The sequence below is a fragment of the Pseudanabaena sp. SR411 genome (assembly GCF_002251945.1).
Lineage (GTDB): Bacteria > Cyanobacteriota > Cyanobacteriia > Pseudanabaenales > Pseudanabaenaceae > Pseudanabaena.
Genome location: NZ_NDHW01000056.1, coordinates 1 through 17,850 on the forward strand (window position 1 = coordinate 1; position 17,850 = coordinate 17,850).

At 44.2% G+C, this 17,850-nt stretch carries 15 protein-coding genes; 2 read left to right on the forward strand and 13 right to left on the reverse strand.

All coding sequences use genetic code 11. The annotated features are described in order from the left end of the window. Positions 1–341: 341 nt before the first annotated feature. The 8 genes from B9G53_RS03635 to B9G53_RS03670 form a co-directional block, all read right to left on the reverse strand. A complete protein-coding gene (locus B9G53_RS03635; protein WP_094529339.1) occupies positions 342–2,243 on the reverse strand; it encodes an SPFH domain-containing protein in 1,902 nt (633 codons plus the stop codon). Positions 2,244–2,552: 309 nt separating this feature from the next. Beyond that, positions 2,553–3,839, reverse strand: a complete 1,287-nt coding sequence (locus B9G53_RS03640; protein ID WP_094529236.1) for an ABC transporter substrate-binding protein — start codon at positions 3,837–3,839, stop codon at positions 2,553–2,555. 105 nt (positions 3,840–3,944) lie between these two features. Continuing rightward, on the reverse strand, positions 3,945–4,088 hold the full coding sequence (locus tag B9G53_RS27170; protein WP_176453081.1) for a hypothetical protein: 144 nt from the start codon (positions 4,086–4,088) through the stop codon (positions 3,945–3,947). Positions 4,089–4,154: 66 nt separating this feature from the next. Then, a complete protein-coding gene (bchI, locus tag B9G53_RS03645; protein ID WP_176453082.1) occupies positions 4,155–5,228 on the reverse strand; it encodes a magnesium chelatase ATPase subunit I in 1,074 nt (357 codons plus the stop codon). A 229-nt stretch (positions 5,229–5,457) separates the two neighbouring features. Further along, positions 5,458–6,096 (reverse strand): DUF938 domain-containing protein, encoded by a 639-nt coding sequence (locus B9G53_RS03650; RefSeq protein WP_094529239.1) that lies wholly within the window; start codon positions 6,094–6,096, stop codon positions 5,458–5,460. Positions 6,097–6,355: 259 nt separating this feature from the next. Then, positions 6,356–7,414 (reverse strand): M23 family metallopeptidase, encoded by a 1,059-nt coding sequence (locus B9G53_RS03660; RefSeq protein WP_094529245.1) that lies wholly within the window; start codon positions 7,412–7,414, stop codon positions 6,356–6,358. 9 nt (positions 7,415–7,423) lie between these two features. Further along, a complete protein-coding gene (locus B9G53_RS03665; RefSeq protein ID WP_176453083.1) occupies positions 7,424–8,176 on the reverse strand; it encodes a biotin--[acetyl-CoA-carboxylase] ligase in 753 nt (250 codons plus the stop codon). Between the two features lie 12 nt (positions 8,177–8,188). Continuing rightward, a complete protein-coding gene (locus tag B9G53_RS03670; protein ID WP_176453084.1) occupies positions 8,189–8,812 on the reverse strand; it encodes a phospholipid scramblase-related protein in 624 nt (207 codons plus the stop codon). Positions 8,813–9,221: 409 nt separating this feature from the next. Here B9G53_RS03670 and B9G53_RS03675 point away from each other — a divergent pair, with 409 nt between their 5' ends. Next, on the forward strand, positions 9,222–10,535 hold the full coding sequence (locus B9G53_RS03675; RefSeq protein ID WP_094529253.1) for a phycobilisome linker polypeptide: 1,314 nt from the start codon (positions 9,222–9,224) through the stop codon (positions 10,533–10,535). A 143-nt stretch (positions 10,536–10,678) separates the two neighbouring features. On the opposite strand, the gene clpX is transcribed toward B9G53_RS03675, so the two are convergent. The 4 genes from clpX to B9G53_RS03695 all read right to left on the reverse strand — a co-directional run bounded on the left by clpX (position 10,679) and on the right by B9G53_RS03695 (position 15,008). Then, entirely contained in the window at positions 10,679–12,016 is a 1,338-nt protein-coding gene (gene clpX, locus B9G53_RS03680) for an ATP-dependent protease ATP-binding subunit ClpX (protein ID WP_094529256.1), read from the reverse strand. A 17-nt stretch (positions 12,017–12,033) separates the two neighbouring features. Then, on the reverse strand, positions 12,034–12,705 hold the full coding sequence (clpP, locus tag B9G53_RS03685; RefSeq protein WP_094529259.1) for an ATP-dependent Clp endopeptidase proteolytic subunit ClpP: 672 nt from the start codon (positions 12,703–12,705) through the stop codon (positions 12,034–12,036). A 194-nt stretch (positions 12,706–12,899) separates the two neighbouring features. Continuing rightward, positions 12,900–14,309 (reverse strand): trigger factor, encoded by a 1,410-nt coding sequence (gene tig, locus B9G53_RS03690; protein WP_094529262.1) that lies wholly within the window; start codon positions 14,307–14,309, stop codon positions 12,900–12,902. A 288-nt stretch (positions 14,310–14,597) separates the two neighbouring features. Continuing rightward, positions 14,598–15,008, reverse strand: a complete 411-nt coding sequence (locus tag B9G53_RS03695; RefSeq protein ID WP_094529264.1) for an FHA domain-containing protein — start codon at positions 15,006–15,008, stop codon at positions 14,598–14,600. 175 nt (positions 15,009–15,183) lie between these two features. Between B9G53_RS03695 and B9G53_RS03700 the strand changes: the two genes are divergently transcribed. After that, entirely contained in the window at positions 15,184–16,275 is a 1,092-nt protein-coding gene (locus B9G53_RS03700; RefSeq protein ID WP_094529267.1) for an FAD-binding oxidoreductase, read from the forward strand. Here B9G53_RS03700 and crtD read toward each other — a convergent pair. After that, a complete protein-coding gene (crtD, locus tag B9G53_RS03705; protein ID WP_094529270.1) occupies positions 16,249–17,781 on the reverse strand; it encodes a C-3',4' desaturase CrtD in 1,533 nt (510 codons plus the stop codon). The two genes, B9G53_RS03700 and crtD, sit on opposite strands and share 27 nt — an antisense overlap. Positions 17,782–17,850: the final 69 nt, after the last annotated feature.

Below are 17,850 nucleotides of genomic sequence, written 5' to 3' on the forward strand. Positions count from 1 at the left end.
GCCATTTTTGGTTATTTGTTCTAGCTTTTGACGTTCTTCTTCACTTAACTTCACTTTGTATCGTTTTGCTGGCATAGCTTTTTCCTTAGCTCTTTCCTATGCCTTTATTTTACCCGTCAATTATCCTTTGACTGTCTACTAGTCTCAGCTTTTCTTTTACTTTTGTCTACTCCATCGAACTCACGTTAACTTAGCGATCGCCTTTTATTCTTGCTCTGTGCAATCAAACCCAGAGCTAACCTCGTACTCAAACAATGACCAATCCATAGTGGTTAGGGCTTCGCTGTAAAATAAAAAAACTTTTGATGGCGCGGCTTCGCCGCGCCATCAAAAATCTATTCTTATGGCAATCTGGTGAGGCTATCGGATTTTGATTCCTTTGCTTCTTTATTTTGATTCCAGAGCAACATTCCTAATACACCATCGAGCAACCCACCACCGCGATCGCCACCATTGACAGCCACATCTGGCACAACCCGCACATTGCGATCGCCAATTGTTTGCATTAATTGCAACGCTACATAGGAGTTACCACCAAGAGCATCGACCCCAGCGCGATAGGCATCGGCTTTCGCTTCCCCAGTGACGCGGATCGCCTCAGCTTCGCCACTTGCCTCTTTGACTTTAGCATTAGCCTGAAGTTCAGCAATGCGTACACCTTGTTCAGCCGTGACGATTTCTCTTTGGATATCTGCAAGGGAAGTTTCTCGCACCAGCTCTTGGCGTTGAGTTTGCGAAACTCTCTGTACTTCGTAAGTTTTACGTTGTTCCTCAGCAATTTTGCGATCGGTGAGGGTCTGCATTAGGGTTTCAGGTGGTTCGATTTGACCGAGTAAAGTGTCAACTGCTTGCACATCATAGGCGTGCAGAGCATTACGAATAAAATCTGCGGCTTCTGCTTGGCGATCGCTGCGAGCAATCAAGAAATCTAAGACGGTATAAGCCTGAGCCGAGTTACGGAAGTAATTGCCAACGGTGGGACGCAGCACATGATCAACGAGATTTTGCATTGAGCCAACTCGCGAAATTACTCTAGGAGCGTCCAGTGAACCCACATGAATGATCTGGGCAACTTCTAAATTGAAGGCAAAGCCATCATTAGACCGCACATTTAAAGCACTAAGTTTAGAATCGTAACCATGCTCTTCTGTGCGAGAGCTGAAATTTAGCACAATATTAGTGGTGGGAACTAGTTCTACTTTCATAATGTGCGTATTCAATGGATGCTTGCCTGGGTAAAGCGGCTCAATCCATACACCTTTGTCACCCACATTCACTAAATGACCATGGGTAAACAGAGCGCCACTGACATCATCTTGCGATCCGCCTACAAAGGAAATCACTACGCCCACATAGCCAATGGGAATTTCAGTCATTTTCACCTGTTCCACTTGAGCAAACCAAGGGTTGAGGTTCCATGAACCCGATAGAATTACTTGCTCCTGCAAGCCACGACGACCACCGCCATTAATGAATAACTGAGCATTTTGGAAGTTGTCATGTTCGGGAATAATCGCGCCTGCGATCGCGCCTGCTTCGATGGGAATACCATCTAACGTAGTGACAATACCAACTTTTTCGGTGGCAACTGAATAGAGCTTTAACTCCGCAGGCGACATGCCATTTTGAGCAGCATTGGCGGAAGTAACAATTGTAAATAGAGCAGTGTTAATGCGATAGGTTCCTGCGGTCATGATCCCGATCTGGCGACCTTTTTCACCACCCGCTAACAGAAATTCTCTCGCGTTTTGGAAGTTGTCGCAGGGGACAGTTTTACCAAGAATGCGATCGGGTGGAATCGATTTGCCATCGTTGGCAATAATTAACCCAATTTCACCTTGGGGAATTACCACCACAGACTCTTTACGAATTCCATACTGCCAAGGATAATAGCCAAAATACCAACCTGGCGCAAGGGTATCGGCTTGATATCCTGCTTCCCCATTGAGAGCAACAAGTTGTCCTGCTGGTAAATCACCACGAAATGAGAATTTTTTAACCACAATCCCAACTTCGCGTTCACCAATCACAATCAACCCTAAAATCCAACCCACCTGTGGCAGAAAGACAAAGACGAGCACAATGCCACCAATTATCCATACCCACAATGGAAATTTAAGATCGGCTACTTGCATCATTTGTACAGATTGCGATCGCGTTTGAGTTGTATCTTTCTGCGAAATTTGTTGAGCGATCGCTGATCCATTACCACTGATCACAGGTAATGTAACAGTACCAAGCATGGCGATCGCTGCACCAGAGACAATCGATCTCTGCCAAAACTTCCTGCTAAAGCTTTGACAAATATCCTGAATATTAATTAATTTCTTCACGAGTAATACCCCACTTTCATAACTGCCGCTAATCTAGCGCAGTTGTCAGGAAATCCTCAAAATTCACTAAGAAAATTAACAAGCTAAAGTCTTTGCCACAGGAAAAGACTTCAGCTCTTTTAGGACTTACGCAAGAGGATGAAATGTAGGGGCAATTCATGAATTGCCCCTACTATAAAATGCGGGTTTCAAGACATTTTTGCGTAAGTCCTATCTTTATTAAAGTGAGTTCCAACGTTCGGCAGCAGAAGCGATCGCTTTATCGCTAGGCTTCTCCTTGAGCATGGCAAGTTGTAACTCTTCATAAATAATCTTGCGAAGCTTCTCAATGTCTTTGGCAGGAGGGATTAAGACTTCGGATTGTGGAAGTTGTGAGGCGCTGATCACTCTAGCGCGATCAAGAATAGATGCATCTTTGGCGGCTTCCGTGAAATAGCGATCGCTAGAACTCTTAATTGTAGAAGGTAAGAGATTTTCTACCTTGGTAAAAGCAAGCTGATTTTCAGCATTTGTTAAATAGAGTGCGAATTTTACGGCTAGCTCTTGATTGGTGGATGTCGTTGGTACAGCGACATTCATCACAGCCGCGCTCTTTTTACCCGTTGAGCCAGTAATTTGTGAGCCAATATCGGTTACTTTAGCGGTCTCGGGGGCATTCTGAGCCACCGTTTGTAAAAATTGCGGGCCAGTTAATAAAATCGCCAATTCCCCCGCTTGATAAAGTTCTACGGCTTTGCGATGTCCTTCGGTCAAGATCTCACGAGGAATTAGTTGCTTCTCAAAGAGGTTTACCCAATAGTCAAAGGCAGCTTTGCCAGCAGCGTCGTTAAAAGCAGCCTTGCCATTGGCATCCAGCAACTTCATGCCCATCTGTACCATCGCTTCTAAAACCTGACCACCATCCATTGTCAGCATGAAAGCATACTTGCCAGTTTTTGCTTTAATCTGTTCAGAAACTTTAGTAAGTTCCTCAAAGGTTTTAGGTGGTTTGGCAGGATCTAAGCCAGCTTTTTCAAATAGAGAACGGTTGTAAATGGTGATATCTGTGGCAACATACCAAGGCAATCCAAAGGTGACATTATCCAGTTGATTCGCTTTCCAAATATTTGGGAAATAGCTAGCTATATCCGCATCGGATATAGCCTTGCCCATATCCACCAGCGCTTTTTTCTCGGCTAGCTTCGATGCAAATTGAGGATTTAGATTCACGACATCAGGAGCAGTTTTTGCAGCCACAGAACTCAAAATCTTAGTTTCCATCTCTCCCCAAGGAATATCCACCCATTCCACTTCGGCTGTCGGATTTTCTTTAACAAATCCTGCAATTAAATCCGTCATGTATTTGTCAAACTGCGGTTTTAATTGCATTGTCCAAAAGACAATTTTGCTTTTACCTGAAGAAGTCGTGGATTGAGTCGTTTGCGCTCCACAGGCTCCTAGTAAAAATAGGGTAGAGAGTCCGATAAATTTGCGGCGATTGAGGTTTGAGAAGAGATTAGGTGTCATATCAAAATTACTAACTTAAGTTTGATTATAGAGCAAAGTAGAACGCTGTCTGGTTTATGCTTGCATGTAACATCGCGATCATCACTCCAAAAATTTAAACAGCGATCACCTTACTTTCGGTTTTTCCAATAGAATTTTATAGTGCAGGACTTTATAAGAGCCATCTTCCCACACAGCCATTGCTGCCAAAATCACCCATTCTTCTGCTTCTCGACTCTGCTCCTCGACATTGACGCAGATGTTCAGCACGGTCTTCCTTATTATTGAACAATTCTAAACTAAAAAGAGTGAAGCATTGCTTCACTCTTTTTAGTTCTATTCTTCCTCGATTCCAAAAACTTGATTAAAGGTTTTGAGAACCTTATAACCAGTATCAATCGACTCCAGAGGATCTTTGCGGAGACGGTGACGTAAGCAGAGACCGATGACTCGTTTGATATCATCTACTTCTACTTCTTTGCGTCCCTCAAAAGCAGCGATCGCTCTAGCTGCACGGTTACTGACGATATCACCACGCAACCCGTCAACATTAAGCTCAGAGCAAACCCTAGAGATATTCAAACGCAGATCTTGAGGAATATCAACTTCACTGAGAAGTGTTTGCGCTCTCACGATTTTGGCTTGGAGTTCTTCTTGTTGAGAGGCATAGTCCTTAAGAAATCCATGGGGATTACCATCAAAATTAGTGCGTTCCTCCACAACTCGCACACGTAGTTCTGGTTCGCGCACGGTGCGAATTTCAGCATACATGCCAAAGCGATCGAGCAATTGGGGACGTAATTCGCCTTCTTCAGGATTCCCTGAACCAACTAGCACAAATCTGGCAGGGTGACGAATCGAAATACCTTCACGCTCAACAGTATTCCATCCTGATGCAGCAGAGTCCAGCAACACATCAACAAGGTGATCATCGAGGAGGTTAACTTCATCAATGTAGAGAATGCCGCGATTTGCCTTGGCTAGTAGTCCGAGTTCAAAGGCTTTAACACCTTCTGATAGAGCCTTTTCAATATCGATTGTGCCGCATACACGGTCTTCTGTTGCACCGAGAGGCAAGTCCACCATAATTACTTGTTTGGTGGTTACAGGCAGTGTTTCTCCATTGGCAACACGGCGGCGCACTTCTTCGCTTTGGAGATCGCCATCGGTGGGATGGCTGCTAAATGGATCGTCAGCAACAACTTCGATTTCGGGAAGGAGGTCGGCAAGGGCGCGAACGGTGGTGGATTTGCCCGTACCGCGATCGCCCATGACCATCACCCCACCGATTTTGGGATCGATGACGTTGAGCAACAGGGCGAGCTTCATTTCTTCCTGTCCGATCACGGCGGTGAAAGGAAATACAGGTCGTCTTGTCGTTACAGTTGGTTTAATGGGAGTTGCAATCAAGGTTTTTTAAATTTTGTATCGATAAATATGTCACTTTAGCCAATATACAACTTTTCACAACCCAAAAGTAAACGCTCATATTCCTAACAGCAATTCTCGTTATGAAAACAATTTTGATGTTTTTAGCACCTTCGGTGCTAAAAACATCAAAATTGTTTTTTTGAAAGCCCACCTACGGCGTGCTTTCAAAAAAACCAAATAGTAATGGTGACGTTTCGCGCCGCCATTACTATTTGGTTTTTTGATTTGAGATTTTCTGGAAAATCACTGATAGATTATTGGCTGGCATGGGTTGCACTGTTTTGAGGACAAGATTTTGCTGACTAGCAACCGCAATCACTTCATCCAGATCGCGAACTCCCCATTCTGGGTTTTGACTGCGTAGACTAACATCAAAGTCAGCATTGCTAGGAGCCGTATGTTTGCCATTTTGTTTGTACGCCCCATATAGATATAGCAGTCCGCCCTCTGGCAATAGCTTATTTGTCCCAGACAATAGCCCCAAACAAGCAGCCCAAGGCGCAATATGAATCATGTTGATATTAACGATCGCCTGAATGTCTTGATTTTGTAACTGTGGATGTCCTTGCCAATCGGGTTCAGTCACATCAATTGTTAGTGGTGCAACGAGGTTAGGCGATGGATGATATTTTTGCCAAGCGGTGATGCTGGAAACTGCGATCGGGTTAGGATCAGTGGGTATCCATTGGCGCTGTTGAAGGTGTGGCGCGAAGTAGACGGCATGTTCGCCAGTGCCGCTAGAGATTTCAAGGATATTTCCTGTGGGTGGCAAAATTTGCAATAGCGTTTCTAAGATCGCTTCACGATTTCTCAGGGTGGCTGGCGCATATTGTCTAGCATCTTGCATAGGTTCTGTTCGGGGATGATGGTGATGGATGAGGCAAAATCATCAGATTGCGCGATCGCCTATTTCCATTTTTACCTTATATCTCCAAGTGTATCAACCCAAAAGAGAGTTGCGGCGCTTCGCGCCGCAACTCTCTTTTGGGCTTTGATTTTGTCCTACCATGACTGGCAAAACCTATACAAAAAAAATGGTGTAGCCATTTTTTTTAGCTTAAAAGAACATTTTATGGCGCGGCAAAGACGCGCCATAAAATGTTCTTTTAAGCTTTATTGGTTGATTTAGGTGATTGGGCGAGATATTTTTGCAACTGCTCCATAGCAAGCATCAACTGCGGCGTAGGATCGATCGCCACCAGTCCCTCTTGCATCTTTTGCCAAATCTCAAAATGCAGGTGGGGGCCAGTTGCCATCCCCGTACTGCCAACTAAACCGATCACATTGCCCTGCTTGATCTCCTGCCCTGGCTTGACCAAGACCTCAGACAAGTGGGCATACCGCGTCTCATGGGTATCACCGTGGGAAATTACCACGATTAAGCCATAGCCTCCAAGCCAACCTGCAATTTCCACGCGACCGCTAAAGGCGGCGACGACAGGTGTGCCTTCAGGAGCCGCTAAGTCTGTACCTTGGTGAAAGCGGACTTGCCCCGTGACAGGATGCACGCGAGTCCCAAAGATCGAACTAATTATCGATGGAGCGATCAAGGGGAACAGCATTTGCTTGTCGCCATTGCTAGGCAAGCTCATCGCAGCAATTTCTTGCTCCGTTAGGCGGCGCACTTGTACAGCCGTGTCACCCGAAGCAGCAGCATAGAGGACACTGCCATTTTGATAATAGTTTTTGGGATTGTTCTGAGAATTATTTTTAGAGGCGATCGCTGCGGGATTGCAAAGATCAGCATCACGTTCTAAAAGGCTACTAGCCTTGAATTTACAACCAGTGGATCGATTTTCCAAGACAATTTCGACAGGTTGTCCGACTGGTTGCGATCGCTTGACTACTGCTTTTGGGGCGGGGTTGGTAGACTCAATGTTAACTTGCACAGAGTCGCGCTTTTCTACATTATTAATTACAGGCTGATTAGTTGGAGCCGAGTTATTAACATTGCGATCGCTTTGAATCTCAATAGTGTTCGGTGCAGGAGCAATCTCAGGTTGAGGTTGTGCTTGAGGGGCTGGCACAGAAGGTTGAGAAACTGCAATATCAGGTGATACAGCCGACTTGGACGCGGCATATGCTGAGCCAACTAGAAAGTAGTTATTTGTGGAGAGGCAGAGCAGGGTAGCCAGTGTGATGGTTGAGATTGTTGATTTTCGCATATGTTAATTCTACTGATAGCCGACAGAAAAAGTTTGGGGCTGATAGATTGCGTCTTGGGAATTTCCCTCCCATCTTACTACCAGTTCGCCTGTTGGTCTAATGTCGATTATTTGCCCTTGAAGTTCCCGCCCATTAATCATTTGACGCACTTTTTTATCGCTGAGCATCTCCAAATATTCCGCCAAAATGCCCATAATTCCTTCGCGATCGCTACGAGTTTGACCTAAATCAACCCCTTTTAGCACCACCTCGATCAGTTCATCCATACTTGACAAAGTAGTTGGCAATTCTCCCAGTGCGATCGCGCCTTCAGGCACATCATTTGTCCAATTAATGCCGATCCCCACCACTGCATAAAGAATTTTCTCACCTTCGATCCTTGTCTCGGTGAGAATACCACCCAATTTATGGCGATCGATTAAAAGATCATTGAGCCATTTAAGCTTGACATTTGCCCCTGTTTCATTGAGCGCTTTGGCAATGCCCCAAGCTGACCAAAGTGTAATTTGGTGGGCATTCGCTGCGGCAACATTGGGCTGTAAAATCACCGACATAAATAGTCCACCCAAATCGGATTGCCAACTATGACCACGTTGCCCCCTACCCTTGGTCTGACGTTTAGCAATGATCACGGTATGGCAATCAACCTCATGGGGTTGATTGCCATTTGGAGCTTCGACAGAATTAAGGCGATCGATTAAGCGCCATGCTTCATTATTAGTGGACTCGATTTCTTCGTAACGGATAATCTGAAAATTCAAAGTAATTTTTAACTATGAAGAAGCTTTAGTTTCAAAGTATAAAAGATCGGTAAACACTGCACCAGCAAGTAACAGCAACTTTTCATCAGCAGTTAATTTTGCATCGATAAATCGCACCCTAAAGTTATCGGCATCAGTAAATAGCTCTTTAGACAGCCCCGTCCATTTCTTTTCAATTACGGATACTTCCCTTTCCCCTTTTTTGATGGGGAACGTCCAAATTTTCCAAAGTGGCGAATTCATCGTCATGATCACTCGACCCCTAGTATCGAGAAAATCAAACTTTTTGTTAAACCATGCAAATCTCTGTTGCAAACTTCCTACAGGGCGATCGCCTGCACCAAAAATATCAAGATGCTGAAAGAACCAGCGAAAAGGATGATGAGCGCGAAAGACCTGTTGATTATGCAGATCAGTTCCCACAATATTAAAAACCCGCCAATGTCCTAAAAACTGACGCATTATAGCATCTAAAAAACCTAGCTTTGGCTCAGCACAGTAACCAAACTGCCGACCATCATCTGTTTGAATTTGATAACGGTTGCGAGTCTCAAAACCAAATATTTCCGCCATTTCAAATTTTTGTTTGACGTAAATTGCATTGGCTTGGGCAAGGGTTTGTAAGAAAATACTCATATTTGTTTTCAAAAGCTGCCCTTCAGAATACAGCATCCTAATTTGTAAGCTCAAAATTGTTGTGACGAGCAAATCCTGTCATAATAATTTCGGGTTTTGAATTGCATGGTTTGCTAAGTTTTTTGGCTCAATAGGTGTTTCGGGAGATGCCTTAGCTTAAAGTACTGAAAAGCTTGATACACTAAGTCTTAGCCTCGCAGGTCTTCGATGTCTGAAACGACTGTCATGAAAAGCACTGAGCCGTTTATGATGTTTGACCTCCCTGAAACACCTATTGAGCTATTTTTTTTAATATTTAAGGCAGAAAAAACTGGTTTTCAGAGACATTTTTACGGAATACTTATACAGATTATTTAAAAAAGTTTTTGACGTGTGATTGCCTAACCGCGATCGCTAGGATGAGTTTGACATGAAAAGTTTAGATATTAATTCGGCAAGCACAAACTTAAGCGTTGATGCAAGTCAGCGTGTAACTATTGAGTTTACTGGTGGTAATCATTTCGACAGGATGCAAGGCACTAATACAGTTACAGTTCCCTATAGCTCCCTTTCCAAAAGGGTGCAAGCAATCCATCGATTTGGCGGCAAGATTACCAATATATCTATTCAACGTCTTCAGCTTGATCTACCAAGGATTAACTCTGAAGTGGATTCTGCTCAAGATCAAGAGCATGTTCTTGAAGAAACTCCTGCGATCGCGCTCATCGTTGAACCTGAAAACATCTCAGAAATCATCCCAGAAATTATCGTTAAAGATATTTCTGCTGATATTTCCAGCAATATTCCTAAAGATGTCCCTGAAAATATTCCTAAAGTAGCACCCATATCTACCTCTAAAACCCAAAAGCCCCTTGCTGAAACAACAGTCAAACCCAAAAAATCCAAAGATTCCACTAAAGCTAGTCATGGTTTTAGCAAAAAGGAGGCTAGCCATCAAAGTCAAGAACCAGTAGCGATCGCTGAGATTGTTCCCGTCCCAGAGTCTATTGTGGAGATTATTCCCGAAATTGTTCCAGAACCTATTTCGGAGCAMGTTCTGGAGAAGTCAAAGCCTCCTGCTGAAGCAGTAGTCAAGCCTAAAAAGGCTAAAACTTCTACTAAAGCTGGTCATGGTTTTAGCAAAAAGGAGGCTAGCACTCAAAGTCAAGAACCAGTAGCTATCGCTGAGATTGTCTCCACCCCAGAGCCTATTGTGGAGATTATTCCCGAAATTGTTCCAGAACCTATTTCGGAGCACATTCTGGAGAAGTCAAAGCCTCCTGCTGAAGCAGCAGTCAAGCCTAAAAAGGCTAAAACTTCTACTAAAGCTGGTCATGGTTTTAGCAAAAAAGAGTCTAGCCCTCAAATTCAAGAACCAGTAGCGATCGCTGAGATCTTTACAGTTCTAGAACCTGTTGTAGAACTAGAGCCTGTTGTAGAAGTTGTTCCAGAAATTGTTCTAGAACAAGTTGTAGATTCATCTACTAATAGTCCTGATCAAGATCCGCAACAGATTGTCGAACCAAGTTCTGAGATGCCAGAGCATGTGCAGAAAACATCTATTGAAGATGATTTTGAGGCAACTGGCTCAGGCTTAACATTGGAGCCTGTAATTGAATTGGATGCTCCATTACCATTGCCTAAATCGAAGAAGTCTAAAACCTCCAGTAAAGCAGGTAGTGGTTTTAACAAGCCCAAAAGTGATACGCAAACACCACGATCGCAACGGAAACCTAAGAGTTAATTTAAGGAGTTGATGGATATTTTTGTCAATTTCACAAAAGTGTAACAGGATATATCAAAAAGAGAACGGCGGCGCAATGCGCCGCCGTTCTCTTTTTGACATGTATAACTCCAAAGGACTCGCTTAGCGAGTCCTTTGGGTGTCTATGCTGATTCAGGTTTAGGCATTGAGGCAGGATGCTGCAAAATCTCCGCCGTAGATAGTTTTTCCACCATGTCACGGGTAATTAGACATTTGGTGACATCCTTGCGTGAAGGCAACTCATACATCATGTCTAGCATCAACTGCTCGACGATACCGCGTAAAGCTCTCGCCCCTGTTTTACGACGATACGCTTCCTTGGCGATCGCTTGAACCGCATCCATCTGAAACTCAAGCTGGACATTATCCATTTTTAAGAGCTTTTGGTATTGCTTGATCAACGCGCTGCGAGGCTCAGTCAAAATTGCCATGAGCGCTTTTTCATCAAGGGGATCAAGAACAGCCGTTACAGGAACCCGACCAATGAATTCAGGAATCATCCCAAACTTGACCAGATCATCGGGCTGGAGGTTTTTCAAAATCTCCGCAGTCCTCTTTTCGCGGGGAATCGACTCGCCTTGCTGCACAAAGCCCATCGACTTTTTGCCAATGCGCTGCTCGATAAGCTTTTCCATGCCACCGAATGCGCCACCGCAAATAAACAAGATATTTTTGGTGTCAATCTGAATGCAGTCTTGGTAAGGATGCTTGCGTCCACCCTGAGGCGGTACGTTGGCAATCGTGCCTTCGAGCATTTTGAGTAAGGCTTGTTGGACACCTTCACCCGAAACATCACGGGTAATCGAAGTATTTTCACCCTTACGCGCAATTTTATCGATTTCATCAATATAAATAATGCCGCGCTGAGCCTCTTCAACATCAAGGTCAGCAACCTGTAAGAGCCTCAGTAAAATATTCTCTACATCTTCACCGACATAGCCCGCCTCAGTAAGTGTCGTAGCATCAGCAACCGCAAAAGGTACATCCAGCATTTCTGCTAAAGTCTGAGCTAACAGGGTCTTCCCACAACCCGTGGGACCAATCAACAAAATATTCGACTTCTGAAGTTCAACCCCATCTTCAACCTGACCTTTGCCAGCCGACTCGATAAAACTTAGACGCTTGTAGTGGTTATATACAGCAACCGACAAAACTTTTTTGGCTTCGTCTTGACCAACTACATTTTCATCAAGATAGCGCTTGATATCGCGAGGCTTGGGAATCTGACTAAGATTAAGATTTGCCGCAGTTTTAGTTTTCCGCTTTTCATTGGCAGGATCTTTCCGTTGAGTAGATTGAGGCGGAGCGCTGTTAAACAACTCCTCATCGAGAATTTCGTTACATAAATCCACGCACTCATCACAAATGTATACCCCTGGTCCTGCAATGAGTTTGCGTACCTGCTCCTGTGATTTACCACAGAAGGAACATTTAAGATGAGAGTCATATTTACTGGGCATAAGCTATCTCGCTGTGGCTAGACTAGGGATAGGACAGATGGCTGGAGGCTTTTAGAATTGGTTAAAACGCGATCAATTAAACCATATTGTTGAGCTTCCGCAGGTGACATGAAGAAATCGCGCTCGGTATCCTGTTCGATCTGTTCGAGAGGCTTGCCTGTATTAGCAGCCAGCATTTCGTTGAGCGATCGCTTAATGTACAAGATTTCCCTAGCTTGAATTTCGATATCAACTGCCTGACCTTGAGCACCACCAAGAGGTTGGTGAATCATGATTCGTGCATTAGGCAAAGACATGCGCTTGCCCTTAGCACCAGCCGCTAATAAAAATGCGCCCATGCTAGCCGCCAGCCCCATGCAGATAGTACAAACATCGGGACGGACATGGTTCATGGTGTCAAGAATCGCCATGCCTGCATAGACTGAGCCACCAGGGGAGTTGATATAAAGATAAATATCCTTTTCAGGATCTTCAGCTTCTAAAAATAAAAGCTGCGACATAATCAGGTTCGATGTGGTGTCATCTACTTGCGAACCTAAGAACACGATGCGCTCACGCAATAAGCGTGAGAAGATATCAAATGCTCTCTCGCCTTTACCTGATTGCTCGACTACCATCGGCACAACCTGATTTTGGGTCGAAGCGATCGCAAATTGATTTGATGTTAATTGACTAGATAAAGGGAACATTCGTTTTTAATTCACCATAAATTTGATGCATTATCCTAGGTAAAACTTGATGGGCAAAGCTTGATGGGCAAAGCTGGGGTTTTACCATACAGATTTAAGAGCTATTATGCCTCAAAAACAGTATTGGTATCTAGCCATACTATTCTACGCAATTTAAAAGTAAGAGGGGTGCAAAGCACCCCTCTTACTTTTAATTAAGCTTCTTCCGATGTTGCCTCAACGGTTACAACGTCTGTATCAGTCTCTGGAGAGATAGTTTCGAGGGCTTCAGGCTCTGGCTGGAGTGAACCTTGCTCGACTAACTCAATCTCAGAATGCTCGATCAACCACTTCACTGCAACTTCAGTCCGCATTTCCTCACGAATCAAGCTAGCTAATCTAGCGGGATCGATATTGGGATCTTTGAGCATTTCCAAGGTGTTAGCAACCCTTTCTTTGAGTTCGGCTTCATCGACAGCAAGTTTTTCCTCCTCGGCAATTTTATCAAGGGCAACTTTGCGGCGGAGACGGGTTACTGCTTCTGGTTGATTAAGGCGACGCATTTCTTCAACCAATTCCTTGGTAAACAGTTGCTTTGCCATTGCGGGATCGATGCGCTCTTGCAAGTAGCTAGCCTGTTGTCTCACCAAAAAGTCGAGTTCTTGCTGCAACAGGGTTGCTGGTAGATCTACTTCGAGTTCGGCGGTGAGGGCTTCAAGCACAGCACGTTCTTTGTTGGCTTGGGTCTTAGACTCAGCCTCATCAATGACACGCTTTTCGAGGAGTTCACGCAATTCGGCGATCGTCTCTTTGTCGCTGATTGATTGAGCAAACTCATCATCTAGGGCTGGAAGCTCACGACCTTTGATCGATTTGATCGTAACCACATATTTGATTTCCTTGCCGACATATTCTTCGGGGTAATATTCTTCGGGGAAAATCGACTCGACTTCAACGACTGAATCAATCTCTGCACCTACAATTGCCTTAACAACTTCAGGGATAAAGGCTTTTTCATCAACATCTAACTGAAAATCCTCTTCACCTGCATCAGGTAACTCTTCGCCTGTGGCGCGATCGAGGACTTTGAGATCGACAGTAACGACATCATTTAGGGCTACAGGGCGATCTTCGATCGGGACGATCGTGGCTTTGCGGACTTGAAATTCGTTTAAGGTGCGATCGACTTCGGTGAGATCGGGCTTGATTTCTTCAGCCTTAACCGTGAAGCCTTGATATTTGTTGAGAGTTACCTCTGGCTCAACGTCGATCGCCGCCTTAAAGGATACTTCTTGCCCTGGGGTGAAGGTTTGGACAAGAGATTCAATATCGGTAATTAACTGAAAGCCGCCCAGAGCCTTATCTTTAACATCTTTATTCTCAGCAAGGGCTTCGGTTAAGGTTTTTTCTAGCAACTCTTCGAGGACATTGGCTTTGAGTCGTTGTGTACCAACTTGTCTCAATACAAGTTGAGTCGGCGCTTTACCTTTGCGAAAACCAGGTACTTGCATCGTGCGCGTCAAGTCTTTGACGATGCGATCGTATATTGCTTGAGACTTTGCCCCTTCTACTTGAATGTCAAAACCAATTTGACTAGCGGGAAGCTTCTCTAGAGTGACCTTCATTATTAAATATGCCTAGATTAAGTATGCCTAGATTTGAATATATCTAGAAATCAAAAAACATTTTTTGGACTTTTGCCAACCTTTGGCAAAACTGTCAGCAAGTGCCAAATTATGTCAAGTCTATGATAATACGATATTGGCGATCGCATATTTCAAAAAACTCTAAATTAGGTGTCGCAGTTTTGAACTCGCATCCATACCAAGCTGTAAATTAAATTACTTAGGGACGCACAGTAAAGTAAAAGAACCAGATTTTTTGTGGTGAGGCAAAGCCTCACCACAAAAAATCTAAATCACAGAGTCTTTACGTGACATAAAGGTAGGGCGACCATCGCTTGGCTTGGTTGGGGACTTTGGACTAGTAGCAGCATCGTGAGATGAAGGAGACATTGACTCAACCCCATCTAATAAAATTTGTAATTTAGGTCCCGTTGTCGCAAGTCGAATAGTCACCCCATTCTGCACGCGCTCCTTATCAATTTGTTGATCGTTAATATATGTACCGTTTGCGCCAATATTGACGATTTCCCAATAGAGAGAATGACGATGTAGCTCCACATGATAGCGAGAAACAACAGAGCTATAAAGAATCACGTCATTATCGCCCGATCGCCCAATCCGAATCACAGGCTCAGAGTCAAATTTCCATGTTTGGATTGGGGTAGATTCGATGGGATGCAGCAGGTTTAGCGTAATCACGGATTTTAATGCAGTAATTTAGCAGGATTAGAAAATTTTTGACTGCAAATGTTTAGAGAATTTGCACTTATTCCAAAAGTTTAGCATTGACTTTAATGATGATGGCAATCAGATCTTAGAGTAGACAAGGGTACTTCGCGCCTTTGTCTACTCTACTGAAAAATTGAAAATATCTATGCAAACTGTCACCATTATTGGCTGCGGTGTAATCGGAGCAATGATTGCCTATGAATTAAGCAAATGCAAAGAATATGAGCTAAATGTGACCGTTCTGGAAGTAAATGCTAGCCCTGCAATAGGGGCAACAGGATCAGCATTAGGGGTACTGATGGCTGCTTCTAGTTCTAGGGCAAGAGGTGTTTTAGTAAAGTTGCGCTTGGCAAGTTTGAGTAAATACGATCGCCTAATTGCTGAGCTAACTGCCCAAACACAACACAACATTCTCTACAACCGCAACGGCATTTTAAATTTATATCGATCGCCTGATGCGGAAACAAAATCGCGATCGCTGTCTGAAATTCGCAAAAGGCAAGGTTTTGATTTGCAATGGCTTGATCGCGATCAAATTGCTCAAGATTTCTCGCAATGGCAAACCGATGGTGGCTTATTAAGCCCATGTGATCGGGCGGTGCATCCCACCCAGTTAGTAAATGCCCTCGTCGAAGCCGCAACTCAAAATGGGGTGAAGTTTCTTTGGAATACACCAGTCGAGAATTTAGAAGATCTATCTAGCGATCGCATCATCGTTACATCAGGCTTAGGCTCTAACGCTCTACTTTCCCCATTTTTAAAAAATCATCCCAAATATGCGGGACAAGCCCTGATGCAACCTGTTGCTGGTCAAGCGTTGCTGCTACATATCCCCAAGCTAAACCTAAAAAATGTTGTGCATATTGAAAATGAGGATGGCTCGGATCTGAATATTGTGCCGTTAGACAGCGATCGCTATTGGCTCGGCGCAACCTTAGAGTTTGACCCAAGTGAATTGCCCAACGAAGCTAATGTGTCTTTATTACTAGAACAGGCGATCGCATGGTGTCCCACTTTTGCCAATGCTGAAGTTTTAGAAACATGGGCAGGCGATCGCCCCAGACCAGTTGCCAATCAATCGCCAATTTTAGGCTTTGTACCAGATCATCCTCACATTTTGATTGCTACAGGTCACTATCGCAATGGTGTATTGATGGCTCCCGTCACGGCTCAAATTACCAAAGATTTACTATTAACTGGGACAAGTGATCTACCTTGGCGACCTTTTACGCTGTAACTGCTCTATCTGTCTTACTACTGTGAGCGCTGAATAACTCACCCCCGCGGTTCCTTCCCCAGGATGGGTAGAGTCACCGACTAGCCAAATGCTTTTGAGTGGTGTGCGATTGGCGAAACCAAAGGGACCAAAGGTAGAAACACGCATTCCTACGCCGCCAACTATGCCGCGATCGCGTCCTGTATATCGCTCAAAAGTCTGTGGTGTAGCAGCTTCGATATGAATGATTGTCTCTTCGTTGAGATGGAAATATGTGCTTAACTGTGCGATCGCCCGTTCCGTAAATCTCTTTTTGAGTTCCTGATAATCCTCGCCACCATACCAAACAGCTGCATCGGTAAACTCAGAGGCAATGATTGTTGCTTTTCCATCAGGAGCGCGTCCATCCCCTTCCTTGCTAACGGAAACAAATAGCGAATGTGGTTGATTAATTTTGGAATCTTCATAGGCTTCCAGAAATTGTAAATGCGGCGGACAGTCTTCAGGAATCGCAGCACGATCCACTCCCAAATAAACCACAAAAGCTACTGAAGCAGGCTTGAGATTGGCAACCCGTTGAGCATATCCCTTGGGCGCATCATCTCCCAAAAGCTGCACAAAGTTATTCACCGTCACATTCGCCACGATGTGATCGGCGCTATCTTCAAAAATCGCTTGCGATCGCAGATTTTTTACTTTTACCTTTTTATTTTTACCTTGAGCCGCGATCTCTGTAACTTGATGCTGCATCAACACCTTCCCCCCGTCGCGCTCAATGCTCTCAATCAGGCGATCGCTTAACACTTGCATACTTCCCTTAAGATGAAACAGCCCTAAAGGAGTTTGAGAAACCGCTAAAGCTGTTGCGGCATAAAGTAAAGCTGTCTCTTCAGCATTCACCTGTGAATAGAGCTTCAATTGCAAATCGAGAAAGGTGCGTAATCTCTGATCATTTGCCAATCCAAACCCACGTAAAGCATCGCCCACCGTTGAGAATGTATAGGGAACTGTTGCCAAGGTATCAATTCGCAAGGCTCTGACTAATTGCCATGCGTCCCAAATATTACGTGGTGGCAAAATCGGATCGCGTGACTGAAATCGCCAACTTCGCAAAAATAAATCTTCAAGAAAATTCCAAAATGGTTCGCTATTAGGGAATTGTCTTTGTCGTTCGAGTTTCCATTTATTGCGATCGCGCCAGACATTAATCGGCTCACTCTCATTTGGCAAAAATACCGCACAAGCTGGATCGCAATAGGTTGCTTCAGGAATCTCAATTTCTAGTTCCTTAAAAATGCGATCGTGAATCCCGCCAGATTCTAATCCTGCCACCTGTGTTGCACCGACATCAAAGGTAAATCCGCGTCGCTTAAATGTGGATGCACAACCACCAGCAACAAGAGCCAAGTCATAAACAATGACTTCATAGCCACGCTTAGCTAGCAAAGCCGCCGCCGTTAAGCCCCCAATTCCTGCCCCAATGACGATGATTTTCTGATCTGTTTTTTGTTTAGATTTACTCAACACTGGCTATAACTAATTAACAATTCTTAATCTAGTCTAAGCGATCGCCCTAACATGAGCAATTTTGCAATT

Bases quoted from the DNA above. Each gene is read 5' to 3' on its own strand.
- B9G53_RS03670 (WP_176453084.1), bottom strand. From the start codon at position 8,812: ATGAGTATTTTCTTACAAACCCTTGCCCAAGCCAATGCAATTTACGTC.
- B9G53_RS03635 (WP_094529339.1), bottom strand. From the start codon at position 2,243: ATGCTTGGTACTGTTACATTACCTGTGATCAGTGGTAATGGATCAGCG.
- B9G53_RS03660 (WP_094529245.1), bottom strand. From the start codon at position 7,414: ATGCGAAAATCAACAATCTCAACCATCACACTGGCTACCCTGCTCTGC.
- clpP (WP_094529259.1), bottom strand. From the start codon at position 12,705: ATGTTCCCTTTATCTAGTCAATTAACATCAAATCAATTTGCGATCGCT.
- clpX (WP_094529256.1), bottom strand. From the start codon at position 12,016: ATGCCCAGTAAATATGACTCTCATCTTAAATGTTCCTTCTGTGGTAAA.
- B9G53_RS03640 (WP_094529236.1), bottom strand. From the start codon at position 3,839: ATGACACCTAATCTCTTCTCAAACCTCAATCGCCGCAAATTTATCGGA.
- tig (WP_094529262.1), bottom strand. From the start codon at position 14,309: ATGAAGGTCACTCTAGAGAAGCTTCCCGCTAGTCAAATTGGTTTTGAC.
- B9G53_RS03700 (WP_094529267.1), top strand. From the start codon at position 15,184: ATGCAAACTGTCACCATTATTGGCTGCGGTGTAATCGGAGCAATGATT.
- B9G53_RS03650 (WP_094529239.1), bottom strand. From the start codon at position 6,096: ATGCAAGATGCTAGACAATATGCGCCAGCCACCCTGAGAAATCGTGAA.